The organism is Brevibacterium sp. Mu109 (assembly GCF_900169375.1).
Lineage (GTDB): Bacteria > Actinomycetota > Actinomycetes > Actinomycetales > Brevibacteriaceae > Brevibacterium > Brevibacterium yomogidense_A.
This window is the reverse complement of the sequence record NZ_FXZF01000007.1, coordinates 123,536-142,761: the sequence shown is the minus strand read 5'-3', so window position 1 is coordinate 142,761 and position 19,226 is coordinate 123,536. Positions and strand designations below refer to the sequence as shown.

Here is a 19,226-nt window from a genome sequence, read left to right as displayed (position 1 = left end):
TCGTCATCCACGGCTCGAACCGTCTCCAAGCGCCCTCGTCGGTGCGGAACCAGCGCACTGACCGGTAGCGGTGCTCATCGACCCCCAGACGCCTGACCCGCACGTCGTCGACGTCAGGCAGGACCACTGCGGCGGCGCTGAGGGCGGCCTGGACCAGCCACCACGAGACGCCGTGGGCCCGGGCCACCTCGGAGGCTGCACGGCCGGAACGGATCACGGCAGAGACGACCTGGTCCCGCAGTCGGGTCGTCGAGCGTGCGTATCGCGGGATCTGCTCGGTGGCCTCGGCGAACGTGCCCCGGGCACAGGCCGGCTCCAGACAGAACCAGCGCCGCTTGGCCCACACCACCACCGCTGCGCCAGCGACGGGAACGTCCCGGACCTGCTGTGACCGGCGGGAATGGACCTTCGTCGCCAGCACGCCGCAGGACGGACAGCCCGGCGGGACGGTCGAGGCGATCACCACCCGCCGGCCCCCGTCGGGCAGGTCGACGGCATCGATGACGCGGTAATTGGGCAAGTTGAAGATCGTGCTCGCAGCATCACGCTGCGAACCAGTACTCTCGTGCACAGGCTCGTGGTCCTCTGAGATTCGGATGTCTTGACAACACCCATCACAGCAGGACCACGAGCCGTTCTACGTCAACGACGCGACGCTCCCCATCACCACGAACCGGGAAGAGCCGCTATAGCGGACCCGATGCCGATCTTCAGATTCCATTGAAGCTGGAGGAGCGCTCGCCGAGCAACTGCTGCTGCCGACGACAAATCCGGAACCGGGGTGGCCCTCGCATGGATCGAGAGCTCGACATCGCTTGCAGTCTCGACGGCGCTGACGTGCGACGCGACGATCTCGGGCCATTCGGCTTCGATCTGCCTCACGAGAGACCATCCGACCCTTCTCGCAATGCTCGAATAGTCGACGACTGGATTTGCTGAGGGAAGATGGAAGACCGTTTTGAAACAGATACTGTGAGACGGCTGGTCGTCGCCGGAGGGCCCGGAGGCTTCGGGGGCATGAGACCGAACGCTCTTCATCGACACGGGGACTCGCAAGGCCCGCGAGTGATGAACGGTCTTCTCCCTGTGCTCGTTCATCTCGCCGAAGAACAGCATGTAGAGCTTATCCGCGATCATCGCAGTGAGCTGCTCTGAGAACAGCCCAGCACTGCTTCCCGATGACGTGGAGTTCACGAAGTGCACGAAGGCGAAAGCAGTGCCGTGATACACGAGTGGAACAACTGTGCGCTGGTACTTCACAGACCGATCGCCCGTGAGAGCGGCATAGGCGGAGGACTGCTTCCGCCAGTTCTCCAGTGCAGTGGAGAAGCCGGGTGCGGCGGGGGTGGAGAGCGGAGTGAAGTCCTGCCTCCAGTCGTCGTGAGTGGGGCGGCTCGGGGCGAAGAGCAGATGGCCGTGGATATCCTCGATATACACCGAGCAGGTCAGGGCGCACGCGAGATACTCGAGTGTCGCCGTCATCACTCGATGTCGTGGAGTCCGCAAGTCCGCCTGCAGCCGCTCGACATCGATCGCGGTGCGCCCGGGCGATTGATGCAGTGAGAACTCGGTTTCCTTCGGTTCCCGGCCCCAGTGCGCTGCAGGGTCCGACGGTGGCCGCGCGCGATTGGTGCTCATGACTTCGAGCGTAACTGCCGAGCGAACGCCGTTGATACGGCCTCACACTCGAACTGGCTGGTGCTTCGATTTCGCGCGAGATACGAGGACCCGGTCCCCGGGAAGCTGGCCGTCAGCGGAGGGTCGGGTGGCTCAGTGCTTGAAGTGGACGAAGAGCCGACCGTGGTTCTTGCTGTCCTTCTCGACCCGGTGATAGCGCGCCTTGACGTCCTTGCGATCGAGATACCGCAGCACCCGCTTCTTCAGCTGTCCGCTGCCCTTGCCGGGGATGATCTCGACAGTCTTCGTCTTAGTGCGTTCCGCTTCGTCGAGGATGTCGCTCAGGGCTCGATCGATGTCAGTGCCCTTGTTGAAGATGTCGTGCAGGTCGAGCTTGAGCTTCATCTCTCCAGCGTAGACGGAGCTCCATGGGTGGGCGGGATGAGCGCGATTCACCCGATCGTCGTCCTCTGGCCATGCCATATGTCCGTGGCTGGGAATAGAGTGGACGGCGGCAGTGAGAACACTCAGCATCGGTGCTGAGTCTGAGCATCGATGCACTCGAGGAGATCCGTATGATTCGTCCGACCGTCCCCGCCGCGCTGGCAGCCGCAGCACTCGTGGTGGGGCCCGCGGCCTCGGCCACGGCGATGCCTGCACCGCAGGCTCTGTCCATGTCAGTCCTCGCGACGAGCGATGTCCACGGCCACGCCCTCAACTGGGACTACTTCACCGACTCGCCCTACCCGGCGGGTGAGGAGCTGGGCCTGGACCGGGCGAAGACCGTCGTCGACGGCATCCGTGCGGAGAAGGGCGAGGAGTCGGTCCTGCTGGTCGACAACGGCGACTCCATCCAGGGCAACCCGCTCACGTCCTACTTCTCGTCGACCGAACCGGTCACGGAGTCCGGCCTGGACCACCCGATGGCCGTGGCGAGCAATCTCATGGGCTACGACGCGCAGGTCACGGGCAACCACGAGTACAACTACGGTCTCGACATGCTCGACTACTACGAGCAGCAGACGGACTTCCCGGTGCTCGCCGCGAACGCTCTGGAGACGGCCACCGGCGAACCGCACAACGACCCCACGACGATGATCGAGCGGACCATCGACGGCGAGACCGTGCAGGTGGGCATCGTCGGACTCACCAACCCGGGCTCGCGCATCTGGGACAAGAAGCACCTCGAGGGCACGATCGAGTTCGAGGACATGGTCACCTCCGCGCAGACCTATGCGCCGCAGCTCAAGGAGCAGGGTGCGGACGTCGTCATCGCGCTCGCCCACACCGGCAAGGATCCGGCCGGCCAGCAGTGGGACGCGTCCCAGCTGCAGGAGAACATCGCGACCTCGATCGCGACGGAGGTGCCGGACATCGACGTCGTCGTCGCGGGCCACTCCCACCAGGATCAGCCCGAGGAGGTCGTCACGCAGTCGGACGGCACGCAGGCGCTCATCACCCAGCCGAACTACTGGGCCCGCTCGGTGTCCGAGGTCGAGCTCAACCTCGTGCCGGACGAGGACGGCGACGGATTCACGATCGACTGGGACGACGCCGCGCCATCGGTGACGCCGCACTACCTGCAGGGTGATGTCGCGGAGAGCCAGGAGATGGCCGATGCGATGTCGAGCTACCACGAGGAGACGGTCGACTACGTCAACCAGACGATCGCGAAGGCGTCGGAGACGATGAGCGCGAAGACCTCGCGCTACGAGGACACTGCGATCCTCGACTTCATCGGTCACGTCATGACGGAGAAGACGGAGGAGGGCCTGGCCGGCACCGACTACGAGGACCTGCCCGTGCTCGCCTAGACCTCGCCCTTCAGCCGCGACGCCGTCTTCAGCGAAGGTGACGTGACGGTCCGCGATGTGGCCGCGCTCTACGTCTTCGACAACACACTGTCCGGGGTGACGGTGAACGGGGCGGAGCTCAAGGACTACCTCGAGTACGCCGCCAGGTTCTACGATCAGGTCGACGAGGGAGCGGACTTCGATCCCGAGGAGATCTCCAACCGCTACGACGAAGCCGACGGCCGGGACATCCCCGACTATGCCTACGACGCGCTGACCGGAGTCGACTACGACATCAACATCTCGAAGCCGCTGGGCGAGCGCATCGAGAACATCCGCATGGCCGACGGCACGGAGGTCGCCGAGGACGACGAGTTCGTCCTGGCGATCAACAACTACCGCCAGTCCGGCGGCAGCGGCTACCCGGTGGACGGCCTCGATGAGGTCTACAACGAGCAGGTCGCGATCCGCGAGGCGCTCATCGACTGGGCGGTCGAGAAGCAGGTCATCGATCCGGATGATTTCCACCAGGAGAACTGGCTGCTCACCAGCGAGTCGATCGACCGCTCCGAGCCGGAGCCCACGGACGACCCGACGGACGGGCCGTCGGACGACCCGTCGGATGACCCGTCCGGCGAACCCACGGACCAGCCCTCTGATCAGCCGAGCGACGACCCCTCTGATCGGCCGGAAGACGGTGACGACGGCGATGACGGTCGTGATGACGACGGTCGTGATGATGACGGTCGCGAGGATGAGGGACGCGAGGATGACCGCGACGACGACAGCCGCCTGCCGCGGACCGGTGCGGAGTTCGTCGGTGCGATCGGCGCGGCCATCGCGCTCGCGGGCCTCGGCACCGCTGCGGTGATCGCAAGCCGCAGGCGTCGCTGAGCGTCGTTCACGACGGGCTTCGCTAGGCTCCGGCGCATGAGCGTCGAGGTTATCGTCAATCCCGTGCACCCGGAGGGCCTGCAGGCGTGTGAGCGCGTGCAGGCCCTCTGCGCACGCGCGGATGTGCCAGTGCGTGTGCGTCCGACGTCGATCGCCCGCCCGCACGGAGATCCCGGTCCCGAGGCCGCACTCACCGTGGTCATCGGCGGCGACGGCACGCTGCGCGAGGTCGCAGGCGCGGTAGTGGCGGCCCCGGGCTGGCGCGGCGCGCTGCTGCCCGTGCCGACGGGAACAGCGGATCTCTTCGCATTGAACGTCGGCATCCGGCGGACTGCTGACGGACTGAGAGTCCTGGAGGATGTGCTGGGGGGCGAGGTCACCTCTCGCTCCGTCATCCACTGCGACCTCGGGTGGGCGACGCTCGAGCGTGCAGGGGGAGGGGCCTCGGCAGGTGGTACGGCCTCGGTAGGAGGCAGGACCTCGGCGGAGCAGCCGTTCCTCGTGACCGCGGGGATCGGCCACAGCGGAGGCGCGCTCCTGCGCACGCCCGGATGGGCGAAGGACGTGGGCGGAGCCGCAGGCTACGGTGTCGGCGCGCTGACCCGGCTGACGGCGAGTCCGCTCCCAGTGACCGTCAGCGCGGGGGAGGGAGCGGACCGAGTGGACCGGGACCTCGGCGTGTGGGCCGTGGAGTTCGGGAACATCTCGCACATCCCGTACGGGATCACGGTGTTCCCCCACGGGGGAGTGCGCACAGGAGAACTCGCGGGTCTTCTCGTCGTGCCGAGCTCCGGCCGTGAGGAGTCTTCGGCGGGCGCATGGTCCTCTGTGGGCGCAAGGCCCTCTACGGGCACGAAGCCTTGTGTCCGAACGGGGTCGGTTGCACGGACTGTCTTGGGTGCTCGGTCGGTCCCTGCTGCTCGGACCGTCCCGTCGTGGGGTCGGATCTTCCAGGCGGGGATCTGTGGCGGGCACGAACGAGTCGACGACCTCGACCTCATGAGTGTCACGAGTGCGCGGGTGCGAAGCATCCGCCCTCTGCCGGTGCACCTGGACGGAGAGGCAGCGGGGCTGGTCACGTCGCTGCAGGTGCGAGTCGCACCGGAGGCCCTACCGGTCGTCGTTCCCAACAGGTGACGACGACGGGGCCTCATGCACTGAGGTTCCGATTCCACTGCTGGCAGCAGATTGCGAGGGTTCCCGCACGGCGACGATGTGATGGCACCTGCGCTCGCTACCAACACTTTCAAGAGAAAGTGTTGGCATGATTGCCTCATGGCAACACTGAGTACCGATGGAGGGACCCCGATCCCGATCGACCCGGTGCGCAGGCAGACCGGCGACTACTCCTCGGCGGTCACCGCGCCGATCGCCGCACACGACATTGTGATGGCTGCGGCCGACCTCGCCGATGTTGAGGACGCTACGAGAGCCCTCGTCGAGTTCGATGCTCATGCACGGACCGCGCTGGTCGGTGACGGAGGAGATCGCGGCGTCGCGATCGGGCCGATGTCAGCGATCCTGCTGCGCACGGAGAGTGCGTCGAGCTCGCAGATCGAGCAGCTGACGACGAGTGCGACGCAACTCGCTCTGGCTGAGCTCGATGAGACGAACGGGGCCAATGCGGAGACCGTACTCGGCAATGTGCGGGCGATGGAGGCCGCGCTGCGCCTGGCGGACGAGCTCAGTATCGATTCGGTCCTGGCGATGCATCGGGAGCTGCTGCGCCACCAGTACCTGCTGGCGGATGAGGCTGGGACGTTCCGCACAGAGCAGGTCTGGATCGGCCCCGGTGAGGCCGGTCCGCGCACTGCCCAGTTCGTCCCTCCTCACCACAGCCGGGTGGCAGACGGACTCGCCGATGTCGTCGCTTTCGCTCAGCGCGATGATCTGCCGGTGCTCGTGCAAGTCGCGATCGCTCACGCGCAGTTCGAAATCATCCATCCGTTCGTCGACGGCAATGGCCGTACAGGTCGTGCGCTTGCGCAGTCGATGATCCGGAACAAGGCGCTCCTCGTCAGTGCGACGGTGCCGATCTCCGCTGGGCTCCTCGTCGACACCGAGCGTTATTTCACAGCGCTTGACGAGTTCCGCGCCGGCGATGCAGGGCCGATCGTTCGTCGGTTCGCCGGTGCCGCGCGGATCGCTGCGACGACGGGAACAAGACTCGTCGATGACCTCGTCGGCGTGTTCACTGACTCCTGGGAGCGGCTGCAGGGGATCAGAGCACACGCGACTGCGCGTCGGCTCATCCCACACTTCATCGCGCAACCCGTCGTCAATGCGAAGCACGTCCAGACCGCGCTGGGAGTCGGCGAGATGGCGACGCTGCGTGCTCTGGACACACTGAGTGACCGAGGAGTGCTCCGTGAGCGGACCGGACGGTCGCGCGGCCGCGTGTGGGAGCATCCTGGCGTCATCGGAGTGCTCGACGAATACGCAGAGACGATCCGCCGCATGGGTCGGGGAGCCGGTCGGTGAGCTGATCGAGCCGGCTGAGGGTTCGTGTCCGTGGAAGTACGCTTTGCAGTATGAGCGAGTCATCGAGCGCGCGTGGCATGGGCGAGTCTCTGCACGTGAGCGACAACGCTGCGGTCGGCCAGTCGGGATCCAGACTGAGCGAACCCTCCGCCTCCTGGGGGCAGCTCATCGTGAGCCATCTGGAGGGCTCCCGTTCCGGCCGGGAACCCGGTGAGCGCGTTGCGTCTGGAGAGAGCCTTGCCTCTGGCGAGAGCCTCGCTCCACGTGAGAGCTCCACAGCACGCGAGAGCCCAGCCCATCGCACGAGCCTCGCGTCTGGATCCAGCCTCGAACTCGTCGGTTCGACGTACCCGGCGTGGCACTGGGCTGATGTGGACGCGGCGCTGGATTGGCTCGACGAGGATCAGATTCTGTTCGGAGTGGGCCCCGCTGTCCGCGGCCTGGCCGAACTCCTCCGGAGTGCTCCCGACGATGATCGAGCGGGTCGCGACGGGTACTTGAACGATCGCCACGGCGACGGATCGGGCCGAGTCGACTTCCAACTGGGACCAGTGCACCGATCAGCGTTCCCCGTAGGGCCGGACGAGGTGCGCTTCGTCGCGACGAACGGACTGCGCCTGATCCGGGTCGACAGGGTGCCGGTCGTCGTCTTCGCACGTGACTTCCGCGGCGACTCCCATGGCGATTCCCGAGGTGACACGGGTGTGCGGGTCGAAGTGCTGGCCGCAGACCTGCCGGCCGCCCGTTCTGCGCTCGAGAAGATCGATGCGGCGGTCTGGGCGGTCTCATCACTGCGCGGTCGAGTCGTCAGCTTCCGCACGGCGACCTCCGGCCTCTACACGGTGCAGAGTCCCTCCACGCTGCAGAGTCCCTCCACGCAGCACAGCCCCTCCGCACTGCCCAGGCCACCCGCGCTTCCCCACCCCGTGATCGACTTCGTCGAACGCCCCGGCCTCACCGCCGATGACGTCGTCCTGCCTGCCGGCCGCCTGACACGAGTCGAATCGATCGTGCTCGGAATGACGCAGAACGCTGCCGGCCTGCGGGCGGCCGGCCAGCACCTGTCGCGGAGTGTCCTCCTCCACGGCCCCGCCGGCTCCGGCAAGACCCACACGGTTCGCTACCTCCTCTCGCAGTCACCGGAGACCACCGCGTTCATCCTGCCGGGCACGTTCCTGAGCAGCCTGCGCGCAGGAGACTCGCCCACGGACGCCACGTACGTGGACGCCACGCACGCGGACAGCATGCACGGGGCCGCCAGGCGTGAGGACGGTGCGGCGGGCTTCATCCGTCAGGTGCTGGCGACCGCTCGGCAGCTCACCCCCGCGATCGTCGTGCTCGAGGACGTGGACCTGATCGACGCCGGCCACGCCGCAGACGATGCCGACCGTTCCGGCCTCGCACACGTCCTGGATGCGCTCGACGAGCTGCGCGACGACGAGGATGCGGACATCGCCGTCATCCTCACGACCCGCGACGCCGCGGCGATCCAGCAGGCGCTCGCCCGCCGTCCCCGCGTCATCGACCTGGCACTCGAGGTGCCTCAGCCCGATGTCGGTGAGCGCGAGCGGCTGCTCGCACGATCGGCTCGGGCGCTGCCGGTCACCGCCGCAGGTCTGCGGACCGCCGCCGAGGCCGCTGTCGCCACCCCCGGATCCTTCCCTCGGCACGCGGTCCGGTCAGCCGTGCTCGGCGCACTGTCGCAGGGTGCGGAGGTCGATGACGCACGACTCCTCTCAGCTGTCCGTGCGCTCATGGCGGAGCGCTATGAGCTGCGCACTGCGTCACCCGAGGCGACTGGGGACGACCGCGGGCCGACCGCGACGGAACCCCACGAATCGAGTGAGCCCAGTGAGTGGCCGTGGCCTGATGGAACTGTCGCGGAAGTCAGAGGAGCGGGCGATGTCCTCGCCGTCCTCCGTGCGCGAGAGGGCCAGCGGGATTCCTTCGGTGCGGACGGCGCGTTCCGCAGCGGCCATCACGAAGCCAACCCGGGCGGCGACGGCGGTCTCGGAGGCGACCACGGCCTCGGCGGCGGTGTTGGTTCTGCCGACCACGGCCTCGGCGGGGGTGCTGGTTTCGATGACGGCGGCCTCGGCGGCGGCCGTGGGTTCGACGACGATGATCCTGGCGAGGGTGACGGCCTTGATGGTGGGGACGGCCTCGACCACGGGGGTCGTGACGTCGAGGTGATCGACGACCTGGATGATGGGCTGTCGGGGGAGGACCTTCTGGATCTCGACCTGGATGATGAGGACTGAGCGCGCACATGGCGAAGCTGGATGCGGGAGCAGACGTGGGTGTGGACGTCGTGGTCATCGGGATGGGGCAGGCGGGGCTGTCTGCGGCGTATCACCTGCAGCGGCGTGGATTCGAGCTGGGCGAACGGATGCTGCTGCTCGACGCGAACCCGGGAACGGGGGGTGCGTGGCAGCATCGCTGGCCCAGCCTCACGCTGAAGACCGCGAACCGGGTGAACGACCTGCCGGGATGGGGACTCGAGGACGCGATCGAGGTGGACGAGGAGGTCCCCGCCGCGCAGACGGTTCCGGAGTACTACCGCGCGTACGAGGAACGGTTCGGGCTGCAGGTGATCCGACCGGTCACCGTGGACCGGGTGGAACAGCCCGGGGGAGTCGGATCTGACTTCATGGTGACCGTCAGCGGTGCGGGCGTCGGCGCCACTGCTCGCACGATCCGGGCCCGCGCGATCGTCAACGCCACGGGCACATGGGACAGGCCGCGCATCCCGTACTACCCGGGGATCGGGACGTTCGCCGGCAGGCAGCTGCACACGCGCGACTACACGCGGTCGGAGGACTTCGCCGGAGAGCGGGTGCTGGTGGTCGGGGCGGGGATCTCCGCTGTGCAGCATCTGGCGGAACTCGCGCCGGTCGCGCAGACGTCGTGGGTCACGCGGACGCGGCCGGACATCAGGAACGCGGAGTTCACGCCGGAGGTCGGGGCGGACGTGGTGGCGCGCGTGGACGAGCGGGTGCGCCAGGGACTGCCCCCGGCGTCCGTCGTGTCGAACACGGGCCTGCCGATCACTGCGGTCGAGACCGGTTCGCTGCCGCAGTGCCATCCGATGTTCGACCGGCTCGATGAGGGCGGCGCCGTGTGGGATGCACTGTCGCTGCGCTCGTGGGGGAGCGCGCCGGAAGGCCGGCGGATCGACGTCGACGTGATCCTCTGGGCGACGGGGTTCCTGCACCGGCTCGATCACCTGGCTCCGCTGGGCCTGCGGACGGAGGGCGGGGGCCTGCTGGTCGACGGTCGCGCCACCACGCGTGCTGTCCGGAACCACGGAGTGCACCTGCCGGGCTATGGCCCCAGCGCGTCGACGATCGGTGCGAATCGGGCAGGACGGTGGGTGGCGCGCGAGCTGGAGGAGTATCTGGACGCGCAGGACAGGTGAGGGCGGGGGCGCTCGCCTGCCCGCAGCTCCTCCGAACCTGGTCTGTACCTGCCTCGTACCTAGCCCACCAACTCCGTACGTACCTCGTACCTAGCCCATACCAACTCCGTACCAACTCCGTTCCTACCAACTTTCATCAGGTCGCACAGGAAAGAAGTTGTGCGGTCTGATGAAAGTCTGTGTCTCGCGTTTCGTCCGGCGGAGGACGCACGGCACATCGTCGGTATGTTGCTGTTATGAGGGTCGCGATGAGCATGTGGGCTGCCGGGCTGGCGCATGTCCTTCTGTACCTGCTGCCGTCCGTCCTGGTGTGGAACGTCCGAGTCATGGACCTGCGGTACTGGGGGATGGACATCCTCGTGCCGACCGTCGTCGCGGGGCTCGTCATCGCCGCGCACAGGTCTCGTGTCTCTCATCCCATCGCGCAGGCCGCGGTCGCACTGTGCGTGCTGGCGATCATGCAGTCGGTCATGAGCTTCCTCAGCGTCACGGTGCAGGGCGGGCTCGAAGCCGCAGCCACGTTCTCGCTGTGGGACGCGACTGCCTATCTCATCCTGGCCGGCATTCCGAGTGCGGTGGCGTTCATCCTGGTGCTCGCGGTGGCTGAGATCGATCGTCTCCTCATGACGAGGCGTGTGCGACGGGTGTCGGCTCGACACGATGTGGTGTCTCGACGCGATGCAGTGTCTCCACACGATGCCGTGTTTCGACACGATGCAGTGTGCAGTCGGCCATGAGGGATCAGCAGTTCGCAGCCGATCCTCAACAGGCGATGTGCGCCTCGCGGAGGAGCATTCGCAGTCGTGAGACATCCCAGAGGTCTGCCCACACCAGTCTCACGACGCGATAGCCCATCCGGCGGAGGGCATCCTCACGCTTCTTCTCCCGGAACAGCGGATTGTCTGCGCCGGCTGTCCCAACTGAGTGGTAGCCGGAGTACTTGATCGCCCCGTCGACCTCGATGACGACAGGCGTGCTGTCGGCGGCCACAACGAGGAAATCGACCCGCCCGATGACGGAGTCCTCGCTGTCACGGATGACGATCTGCTGGCGAATGTCCTCGATGCCCAGCTCGTTCATCCTGTGGAGGGCGATGGATTCGCTGACGCTCTCAGACGATCCAGTGGCGCTGTCGAGCGCGGCACGAGCACGGTTCACCCCGCGCAGCCCACTGCAATCGTTGATCGCTTCTGCCATCCGTTCGCGCATCCTCTGTCTGCCGTCGTGACCGTGGCGTCCTGCTGCATCGGCCAGCAGCCAGTCGCATGCGACGAGTCCATCCAGCGTGGTGCCGATGCGTGCAAGGTCGATCGCGGTGCGTGGTGCCGTCGTCACGGGCACTCCCTGCCACCGTGGAGTGCGCTGCGTGTCACCGAGCTCCGCCTGGCGCCTGACAACCCATCGCGAGGTGTACGTCCGGCGCACGTTCCACACCTCAACCCGGACGGGCGAACCCGGTGCGCCGAGGGTCAGACGAGCGTCGTACTCCCTTCCTGCCGCGTCCGTGCGGGTGCGCCTCGTGCGCTGGGGAGGAAATCCGCGTGAGAGCGGGATCCCGTGGATGATCGCCGCCGACGTCCCACCGATGACATCGTCCGGCTTGTAGAACCGATAGGCGTCGAGCACGCTCAGGTGCTCCAGCCTGCGGAGCTGCTCCGAGTCCGCGATGGACTTCTTCTGCGCGAGTGAGGAGCGGAGGTCCAGGACTGTCGGGTCGTCGATTGCTGTCTGGAAGTCCTCGTGCCGACCGCATCGTCGCGTCACGGTGAAGATTCCGCGGCTCAGACGAGTGAGGCAGCACGATCGGGCCGCGTCGACGGTTGCGCGGGGTATGCCTGCGGACGCGCACTCGCGTGCTGTGATGACGTTGTACATGTGCGGCATCGTGCCTCGATCACGAGCGCAGGGCAGCCACCCGCGATGACCTGTGGACTGGCGGCGGCTGTTCACAGGCACGACGTGCGCGAGGCGGGGCGCAGTGTTCCGGCCACGACGCGCGCACTGTCACCGATGTCCTGATGCAGAACTGTCACCGATGTATTGAGACATAACACCCGGCCTCACCATCCCGGCCTCACCTCCCGGCCTCACCTCCCGGCCTCACCTCCCGGCCTCACTTCACCACCCACCAGCTTTCATCAGGTCGCATAGGAAACAAGTTGTGCGGCCTGATGAAAGGCTGTGGCTGGTGGTCCGCGGCGGTACGCTGGTCGTATGACGACGAACCCCGATCCGCGCGAAGCTCAGACGACTGGGACCGAAAGCACCGGGAACCTGAGCGACAGCCTCCCGGCTGAACTCCTCGAACCCGACGCAGGTCAGTCCGTGGGAGGTGCGCACCCCGACTCCGCGCCCGCTCCGGCCGATGCGACAGCCCCCGCTGCGGCACCAGCGCCCACTCAGCAGGCCCCCGCCCGCACCGGCGAGTCGAAGGCCGGCCGCGCACAGGCAGAAGAGTCGAAGGGAGGCATGTCCGGTGGTGTCTGGGTGTCGCTGATCCTCGGCGCCGTCATCACCGTGCTGCTGCTGGTCTTCATCATCCAGAACAACACGGCGGCGCAGTTCCAGTACTTCGGGTGGAACTTCTCGCTCCCGCTGGGCGTCGCGATGCTCCTCGCCGCGATCGCGGGCGTGCTGGTCGCAGGAATCGTCGGCAGCGTGCGCATCTTCGTCCTCAGCCGCAGGCTCAAGAAGGTGCAGAAGGCGATCGGCGGCTGACCGCTCGCTCGTCAGACTCCGGGCCGTCCGCACATGCGGGCGGCCCGTCGTCGTCCACGGAGGTCGCCCTTCAGCGCTGACATTCGCTCACCTGCGCAACGATTGACTTGTGAACGATCGCTGAGGAGCGATATCTCTGGGGAGTGGCTCCTCTCATCGCGCTCTCGCTCAGCATCATCGCTGGTCTGGCGACCGGTCTGGGCGGCCTCATCGCGGTGTTCGGCGGAGGCATGTCGAAGCGCTTCCTCGCCGCTGCGCTCGGCTTCGCCGCCGGGGTGATGGTCTGCATCTCGCTCGTCGAGCTCATCCCCGACGCCGCGATTGATCTCCGCGCCGCAGGGGTGACCCCGTGGATGGCCCTGGTCGCCGCCCTCATCGGCGCTGTCGTGGTCCTGCTCTTCTCCGCAGCCGCACGATTCCGCAATCGCGCCGAGCTTCCCGCCAGCACAGACGCTCTCCAGAAGCGGGCCCTGCTGCGGACCGGAGTGCTCACCGCGATCGTCATCACCGTGCACAACTTCCCCGAGGGATTCGCCACGTTCCTCACCGCACTGCACGACCCGTACCTCGCTCTGCCCGTCGTCGCGGCGATCGCACTGCACAACGTGCCGGAGGGCATCGCCGTCGCCGTGCCGATCCACCACGCCACCGGATCACGGAAGCGCGCTCTGTGGGCGAGCGTCGGGTCGGGACTCGCGGAGCCTGCGGGCGCGGTGATCGGCTGGTTGCTGCTGGCACCGCTGCTCACCCCTGTCGTCCTCGCCGCAGTGCTCGCAGGCGTCGCCGGTGTCATGATCACGATCAGCGTCGCGGAGCTCCTGCCCGCAGCGATCGCGCAGAAGGAGAAGCGCACGGTCATCGCGGGCATCGCCTCCGGGGTGGTCGTCATGTGGGTGAGCCTCCAGCTCCTCACCTGACCTCACCACCCCACCTCACCCCCGCGCGAACGACCGCCGCACCACCCACCTCCTTGTTACGCTCGTCACATCATCGGCCAGGCTCCGCAGCGGGCGGCCCTTCCCCCACCCGGAGGTGTGACATGTCATCGGACGTCCTCGTCATCGGTGCCGGCCTGTCCGGCCTGGTCGCAGCGACGGAGGCCTGCGACGCGGGCGCGACCGTCACGGTGGTCGACCAGGAATCGGAGGCGGACCTCGGCGGTCAGGCTTACTGGAGCTTCGGCGGCCTGTTCCTCATCGACTCTCCCGAGCAGCGGCGCATGGGCGTCCACGACTCACTCGACCTGGCTCGCCGCGACTGGTGGGGATCCGCCCAGTTCGAGGACCACGACCGCAACCCGCGTCTATGGGCAGACGCCTACCTCGAATTCGCAGCCGGACCGAAGCGCGAATGGCTCCACCGCATGGGCGTCCGCTTCTTCCCCATCGTGGGGTGGGCCGAACGCGGCGACGGGCGCGCGCACGGGCACGGCAATTCCGTGCCCCGCTTCCACATCACATGGGGGACCGGTCCCGGCGTGCTCGCGCCCTTCGTCGCCCGAGCGAAGGACCACATCCGCGCTGGCCGCATGCGCGTGCACTTCCGGCACCGGGTCACCGACCTGGTGGTGGAGGCCGGGCGGGTGACCAGGGCCTCGGGCGCGGTGCTGTCCGACGACGGCACCGCTCGCGGTGTCGCGAGTTCGCGGGAGGTGGTGGGCGATTTCTCGCTCCGAGCGGATGCCGTGATCGTCACGAGCGGTGGGATCGGAGCCAACCACGACATGGTGCGCGCGCAGTGGCCCGAGCGGCTGGGCCGCCCTCCCGCGCACATGCTCACGGGAGTGCCCGCGTTCGTCGACGGGTCGATGATGCCGGTCGCGCGGGCGGCTGGCGCGGAACTGCTGAATCCGGATCGGATGTGGCACTACGTCGAGGGGATCGGCAACTGGGATCCGGTCTGGCCGGGGCACGGCATCCGCATCCTGCCGGGGCCGTCGTCGCTGTGGATCGATGCGCTCGGCCGGCGGCTTCCCGATCCCGCGTTCCCCGGCTTCGACACGATGTCGACGCTGCGGCATCTGCGCTGCACGGGCCACGACCATTCGTGGTTCATCCTCAATCGACGGATCATCGAGAAGGAGTTCGCCCTGTCCGGATCCGAGCAGAATCCCGACCTCACCGGGAAGTCGGTGCGGCAGCTGGCCGGGCGGCTGGGATCCGGGGCACCGGAGCCGATCGAGGCCTTCCTGCGCCACGGCGAGGACTTCGTGCAGGCGGATTCCGTGGCGGAACTGGTGGCGCGCATGAACGCGGTGAGCGCGTCCGGTTCGGAGCTGGTCGATGGGGGATCCAGTACGGCGGTCTTGGACGCGGAGGACATCGCCGAACTCATCGCGGAGCGCGACGCCCAGGTCGACAACCCGTTCGCGAAGGACCGGCAGATCCAGGCCATCCATGCGGCGCGCGGGTACCTGGGTGACAGGATCATGCGCGCGGTGCCGCCGCACCGGCTGACCGATCCCGAGGCCGGCCCCCTCATCGCTGTGCGGCTGCGGGTGCTCACGCGGAAGACCCTGGGCGGGCTGCACACGGACCTGCAGGGGAGAGTGCTGGGAAGCGGCGCGGTGATCGAGGGGCTGTTCGCGGCGGGGGAGGCCGCTGGGTTCGGTGGCGGTGGGATGCACGGCCACAACGCGCTCGAGGGGACGTTCCTGGGCGGGTGCCTGTTCTCCGGGCGGGTGGCCGGACGCGCTGCTGCCGGGCTCGACGGGTGAGCGGCCAGGTGGGAACGACGAAGGCGGGGGTGCACGTGTCCGTTCACCCCCGCCTCGGCTATCGTCGGGTTCTGCCGCTCTCAGGTCGGCTGAACTCTCAGACCGGCTGACGCATCAGGCCGACTGACCATCAGGCCCTCAGGCCATCAGGCCAGCTGGTCGATGATCTCGTTGAGCGTCTTCGACGGGCGCATGACTGCGTCGGCCTTCTCGTTGGACGGGTTGTAGTACCCACCCAGGTCGACCTCGCTGCCCTGCACGGAGAGGAGTTCGCGCGCGATGGCGTCCTCGTTCTCGCGCAGCGCCTTGGCGATCGGTGCGATCGCGTCGGCCAGCGGCTGGTCGTCGGTCTGCTTCGCGAGCTCCTCGGCCCAGAAGAGCGTGAGGTAGAAGTGGCTGCCGCGGTTGTCGATCTCGTTCACCTTGCGCGACGGCGACTTGTTCTCCTCGAGGAAGGTCGCGGTCGCGTCATCCAGCGTCGAGGCGAGCACGCCCGCACGGTCGTTGCCCTCCTTGTTCTGGAAGTGGCGGAACGATTCCGCGATCGCGAAGAACTCGCCCATGGAATCCCAGCGGAGGTGGTTCTCCTCGACGAGCTGCTGGACGTGCTTCGGAGCGGAGCCGCCCGCGCCCGTCTCGAACAGTCCGCCGCCGGCGATCAGCGGCACGACGGACAGCATCTTCGCCGAGGTCCCCAGCTCGAGGATCGGGAAGAGGTCCGTGTTGTAGTCGCGCAGGACGTTGCCGGTCACGGAGATCGTGTCCTCGCCGCGGCGGATCCGCTCGACGGACAGCTTGGTGGCCTCGATCGGCGACATGATGCGGATGTCCAGGCCATCGGTGTCGTGGTCGGCCAGGTACTCCTTGACCTTCGCGATGAGCTGCGCGTCGTGTGCGCGGTTCTCGTCCAGCCAGAACACGGCAGGCGTTCCGGACAGGCGCGCACGCTCGACGGCGAGGCGGACCCAGTCGCGGATCGGGATGTCCTTCGTCTGGCAGGCGCGCCAGATGTCACCTGCGGAGACGGCGTGGCTCATGACGACCTCGCCCGCCCCGTTGACGACCTCGACGGTGCCGTCGGCGTCCAGGACGAACGTCTTGTCGTGCGAGCCGTACTCCTCCGCCTTCTGCGCCATGAGGCCGACGTTCGGGACGGAGCCCATCGTTGTCGGGTCGAAGGCGCCGTTGGCCCTGCAGTCCTCGATGACGGCCTGGAAGACGCCGGCGTAGGAGGAGTCCGGGATGACGGCGAGGGTGTCGTGGGTGGCGTCGTCCGCGCCCCACATCTTGCCACCCACGCGGATCATCGCGGGCATGGAGGCGTCGACGATCACGTCGCTGGGGACGTGGAGGTTCGTGATGCCCTTCGAGGAGTCGACCATCGCGAGCGCCGGGCCCTCGTCGATGCCCTTGTCGATCGCGGCCTTCACACCGGCGGCCGTGTCGCCGTCCAGTGCGTCGAGGCCGGACAGGATGGCGCCGAGGCCGTCGTCGGCGGACAGACCGGCGGCGGCGAGCTGCTCACCGTAGGTCGCGAAGACCTCGGGCAGGAAGGCGCGCACGACGTAGCCGAACAGGACCGGGTCGGACACCTTCATCATGGTGGCCTTGAGGTGCACGGAGAAGAGGACTCCGGTCTTCTTGGCCTCTGCGATCTGCTCCTTGAGGAACGCGTCCAGGGCGGCGGCGTTCATGAACGTGCCGTCGACGACCTCGCCGGCGAGCACGGGGAACGACTTGAGCTCGCGTGCCTCGCCGTCGGCAGGCGTGAAGCGGACGGTGAAGGTGTCCTCTGCGGGGGAGACGACCGACTTCTCGTTCGACGCGAAGTCGTCCGAGCTCATCGTCGCGACCGAGGTCTTCGAATCGTTCGCCCACTCGCCCATCGAGTGCGGGTACTTCTTCGCGAACTGCTTGATCGCCTTGGGCGCGCGGCGGTCCGAGTTGCCCTCGCGCAGCACCGGGTTGACGGCGGAGCCCTTCACCGCGTCAAAGCGGCTGCGGACGTCCTTCTCCTCATCGGTCTGCGGATCCTCCGGGTAGTCCGGGAGGTCGAAGCCCTGCGACTGGAGCTCTGCGACTGCCGCCTTGAGCTGCGGGACGGAGGCGGAGATGTTCGGCAGCTTGATGATGTTTGCGCCGGGGGTCTTCGCCAGATCGCCCAGCTCCTTCAGCGCATCATCCTTGCGCTGGGAGTCGGTGAGCCGCTCCGGGAACTGCGAGAGGATGCGGCCGGCCAGCGAGATATCGCGGGTCTCGACCTCGACTCCTGCTGTGCGGGCGAACGCTTCGACGATCGGCTTCAGCGAATACGTGGCCAGCAGCGGAGCCTCGTCCGTGCGCGTGTACATGATCTTTGCCATGAAAGAGCATCTCCGTTTTTCGGTCGGGGTTTTATCGTCCCGAGTCTATCGGTACCCCTGCGGACTGGCATCGGCTGTCCACGTGCACCCCGCCACACCGGGCGAGGAGGCCTTCGCGGTCATCGGGCGGGGAGGTCATCGCGGGCACCGTGCCGGGCGACCGTACTGCTGCCGCGAGCCTGCTGCCGTGAACCTGTAGCCGCGAGCCACCACCATTCATCAGGCCGCACAACTTCTTTCCTATGCGGTCTGATGAAAGTTGGTAGGTGTGGAAGGGCTGGTAGTTGTGGAGGGGCTGGTAGGTGTGGAGAGGCTGGTGGGTGTGGAGGGGCTGGTGGGTGTGGAGGGGCTGTGGCGAGGCGCTACTATTCCGGTGTCCCGGTCCGCGGTCGTCCACGAGGGCGGTCGCTGCGCCGGGAGGTACGCGCGGTCGGGCCACCGATGCCGCTGATGCCGTAGATGCCGTAGATGCCGAAGACGTATGTGATTCCGCGGGTGAAACGAGGGCCGGAGCCGGATGGCGAAGCTGTACTTCCGATACGGGGCGATGAACTCCGGCAAGTCGACCGCTCTGCTGCAGGCGGCGTTCAACTACGAGGAGCGCGGTCAGCGAGTGCTGCTGGCGAAGCCGCTGATCGACACGAAGGGCGATGACCTCATCGTGTCCCGCCTGGGCGTCTCGCGCAGAGTGGACTTCCTCATCGAGCCGGACGACGACGTCGAACAGCTCTTCAAGGACGCGGTGGAGCGCGTCGACCATGACGCGCTCATCGAGACGCTCGACGATCCGGGCCTGCCGGTGAGCTGCCTGCTCATCGATGAGGCGCAGTTCCTCGACCCGGCGCAGGTCGACGGCCTCATGCGCGTCGCCGTGGACTTCCGCGTCCCGGTCATGGCCTACGGGATCCGCACCGACTTCCGCACGCGGGCGTTCCCCGGCTCCGGTCGCCTGCTGGAGACCGCGCACACGCTCGAGGAGCTCAAGACGATCTGCCGCTGCGGCAGCAAGGCGATGTTCAACGGACGCAAGATCGACGGCCGCTTCGTCTTCGCAGGCGATCAGGTCGCCATCGACGGACAGGACGTGACATACGAGTCCCTGTGCCCCGCGTGCTATCTGCGGGAGTCCGGCGGACGCCTCCGCTGACGGGGCGGGCCTCGGCCTCGGCCCCGGTCACGGCGTCAGTCCCGGTCACGGTGTCTGCCCCGGCCACCATCCCCGTCGC

At 67.4% G+C, this 19,226-nt stretch carries 16 protein-coding genes and 1 pseudogene; 12 read left to right on the top strand and 5 right to left on the bottom strand.

Annotation, left to right across the window (positions count from 1 at the left end; translation table 11 throughout):
* From BSP109_RS06170 to BSP109_RS06160, 3 genes are all read right to left on the bottom strand, one after another.
* The coding region (locus BSP109_RS06170) for a transposase family protein (protein ID WP_180959626.1) at positions 1-571 on the bottom strand (571 nt) is incomplete at its 3' end.
* 92 nt (positions 572-663) lie between these two features.
* Positions 664-1,482, bottom strand: a complete 819-nt coding sequence (locus BSP109_RS06165) for a hypothetical protein (RefSeq protein WP_146001090.1) — start codon at positions 1,480-1,482, stop codon at positions 664-666.
* Between the two features lie 288 nt (positions 1,483-1,770).
* Positions 1,771-2,022, bottom strand: coding sequence for a Smr/MutS family protein (locus BSP109_RS06160; protein WP_087008525.1), 252 nt, complete (start codon positions 2,020-2,022; stop codon positions 1,771-1,773).
* A 170-nt stretch (positions 2,023-2,192) separates the two neighbouring features.
* On the opposite strand from BSP109_RS06160, the gene BSP109_RS17675 reads away from it, so the two are divergent.
* The 8 genes and pseudogenes from BSP109_RS17675 to BSP109_RS06130 all read left to right on the top strand — a co-directional run bounded on the left by BSP109_RS17675 (position 2,193) and on the right by BSP109_RS06130 (position 10,940).
* The gene (locus BSP109_RS17675; RefSeq protein WP_257944582.1) at positions 2,193-3,431 is read left to right on the top strand and encodes a bifunctional UDP-sugar hydrolase/5'-nucleotidase; all 1,239 of its coding nucleotides are present in this window, start codon (positions 2,193-2,195) and stop codon (positions 3,429-3,431) included.
* A gap of 33 nt (positions 3,432-3,464) precedes the next feature.
* A pseudogene (locus BSP109_RS17670) lies at positions 3,465-3,827 on the top strand (5'-nucleotidase C-terminal domain-containing protein); the annotation flags it as partial.
* A 9-nt stretch (positions 3,828-3,836) separates the two neighbouring features.
* Positions 3,837-4,304: a PT domain-containing protein gene (locus BSP109_RS17665; RefSeq protein ID WP_257944583.1), complete on the top strand. Its 468-nt coding sequence runs from the start codon at positions 3,837-3,839 to the stop codon at positions 4,302-4,304.
* Positions 4,305-4,340: 36 nt separating this feature from the next.
* Positions 4,341-5,441 carry a diacylglycerol kinase family protein gene (locus tag BSP109_RS06150; RefSeq protein ID WP_101599731.1) on the top strand — a complete coding sequence of 367 codons (1,101 nt, stop codon included), beginning with the start codon at positions 4,341-4,343 and terminating at the stop codon, positions 5,439-5,441.
* A 138-nt stretch (positions 5,442-5,579) separates the two neighbouring features.
* Positions 5,580-6,785 (top strand): Fic family protein, encoded by a 1,206-nt coding sequence (locus BSP109_RS06145; protein WP_257944581.1) that lies wholly within the window; start codon positions 5,580-5,582, stop codon positions 6,783-6,785.
* A 50-nt stretch (positions 6,786-6,835) separates the two neighbouring features.
* Positions 6,836-9,046, top strand: a complete 2,211-nt coding sequence (locus tag BSP109_RS06140; protein ID WP_101599730.1) for an AAA family ATPase — start codon at positions 6,836-6,838, stop codon at positions 9,044-9,046.
* A gap of 8 nt (positions 9,047-9,054) precedes the next feature.
* A complete protein-coding gene (locus BSP109_RS06135; protein WP_101599729.1) occupies positions 9,055-10,203 on the top strand; it encodes an NAD(P)-binding domain-containing protein in 1,149 nt (382 codons plus the stop codon).
* A gap of 248 nt (positions 10,204-10,451) precedes the next feature.
* Entirely contained in the window at positions 10,452-10,940 is a 489-nt protein-coding gene (locus BSP109_RS06130) for a hypothetical protein (protein ID WP_101599728.1), read from the top strand.
* A gap of 25 nt (positions 10,941-10,965) precedes the next feature.
* Here the strand turns inward: BSP109_RS06130 and BSP109_RS06125 are convergent, their stop codons facing one another.
* Positions 10,966-11,967, bottom strand: a complete 1,002-nt coding sequence (locus BSP109_RS06125; protein ID WP_146001089.1) for a hypothetical protein — start codon at positions 11,965-11,967, stop codon at positions 10,966-10,968.
* A gap of 450 nt (positions 11,968-12,417) precedes the next feature.
* Between BSP109_RS06125 and BSP109_RS06120 the strand changes: the two genes are divergently transcribed.
* The 3 genes from BSP109_RS06120 (at position 12,418) to BSP109_RS06110 (ending at position 15,637) form a co-directional block, all read left to right on the top strand.
* Entirely contained in the window at positions 12,418-12,921 is a 504-nt protein-coding gene (locus BSP109_RS06120) for a lipopolysaccharide assembly LapA domain-containing protein (RefSeq protein ID WP_101599726.1), read from the top strand.
* A 143-nt stretch (positions 12,922-13,064) separates the two neighbouring features.
* Positions 13,065-13,838 carry a zinc transporter ZupT gene (zupT, locus tag BSP109_RS06115; RefSeq protein WP_087008542.1) on the top strand — a complete coding sequence of 258 codons (774 nt, stop codon included), beginning with the start codon at positions 13,065-13,067 and terminating at the stop codon, positions 13,836-13,838.
* Between the two features lie 122 nt (positions 13,839-13,960).
* Positions 13,961-15,637 carry an FAD-binding dehydrogenase gene (locus BSP109_RS06110; protein ID WP_101599725.1) on the top strand — a complete coding sequence of 559 codons (1,677 nt, stop codon included), beginning with the start codon at positions 13,961-13,963 and terminating at the stop codon, positions 15,635-15,637.
* A 146-nt stretch (positions 15,638-15,783) separates the two neighbouring features.
* Here the strand turns inward: BSP109_RS06110 and BSP109_RS06105 are convergent, their stop codons facing one another.
* Entirely contained in the window at positions 15,784-18,000 is a 2,217-nt protein-coding gene (locus BSP109_RS06105) for an NADP-dependent isocitrate dehydrogenase (RefSeq protein ID WP_087008546.1), read from the bottom strand.
* 517 nt (positions 18,001-18,517) lie between these two features.
* On the opposite strand from BSP109_RS06105, the gene BSP109_RS06095 reads away from it, so the two are divergent.
* Entirely contained in the window at positions 18,518-19,147 is a 630-nt protein-coding gene (locus BSP109_RS06095) for a thymidine kinase (protein WP_087008548.1), read from the top strand.
* Positions 19,148-19,226: the final 79 nt, after the last annotated feature.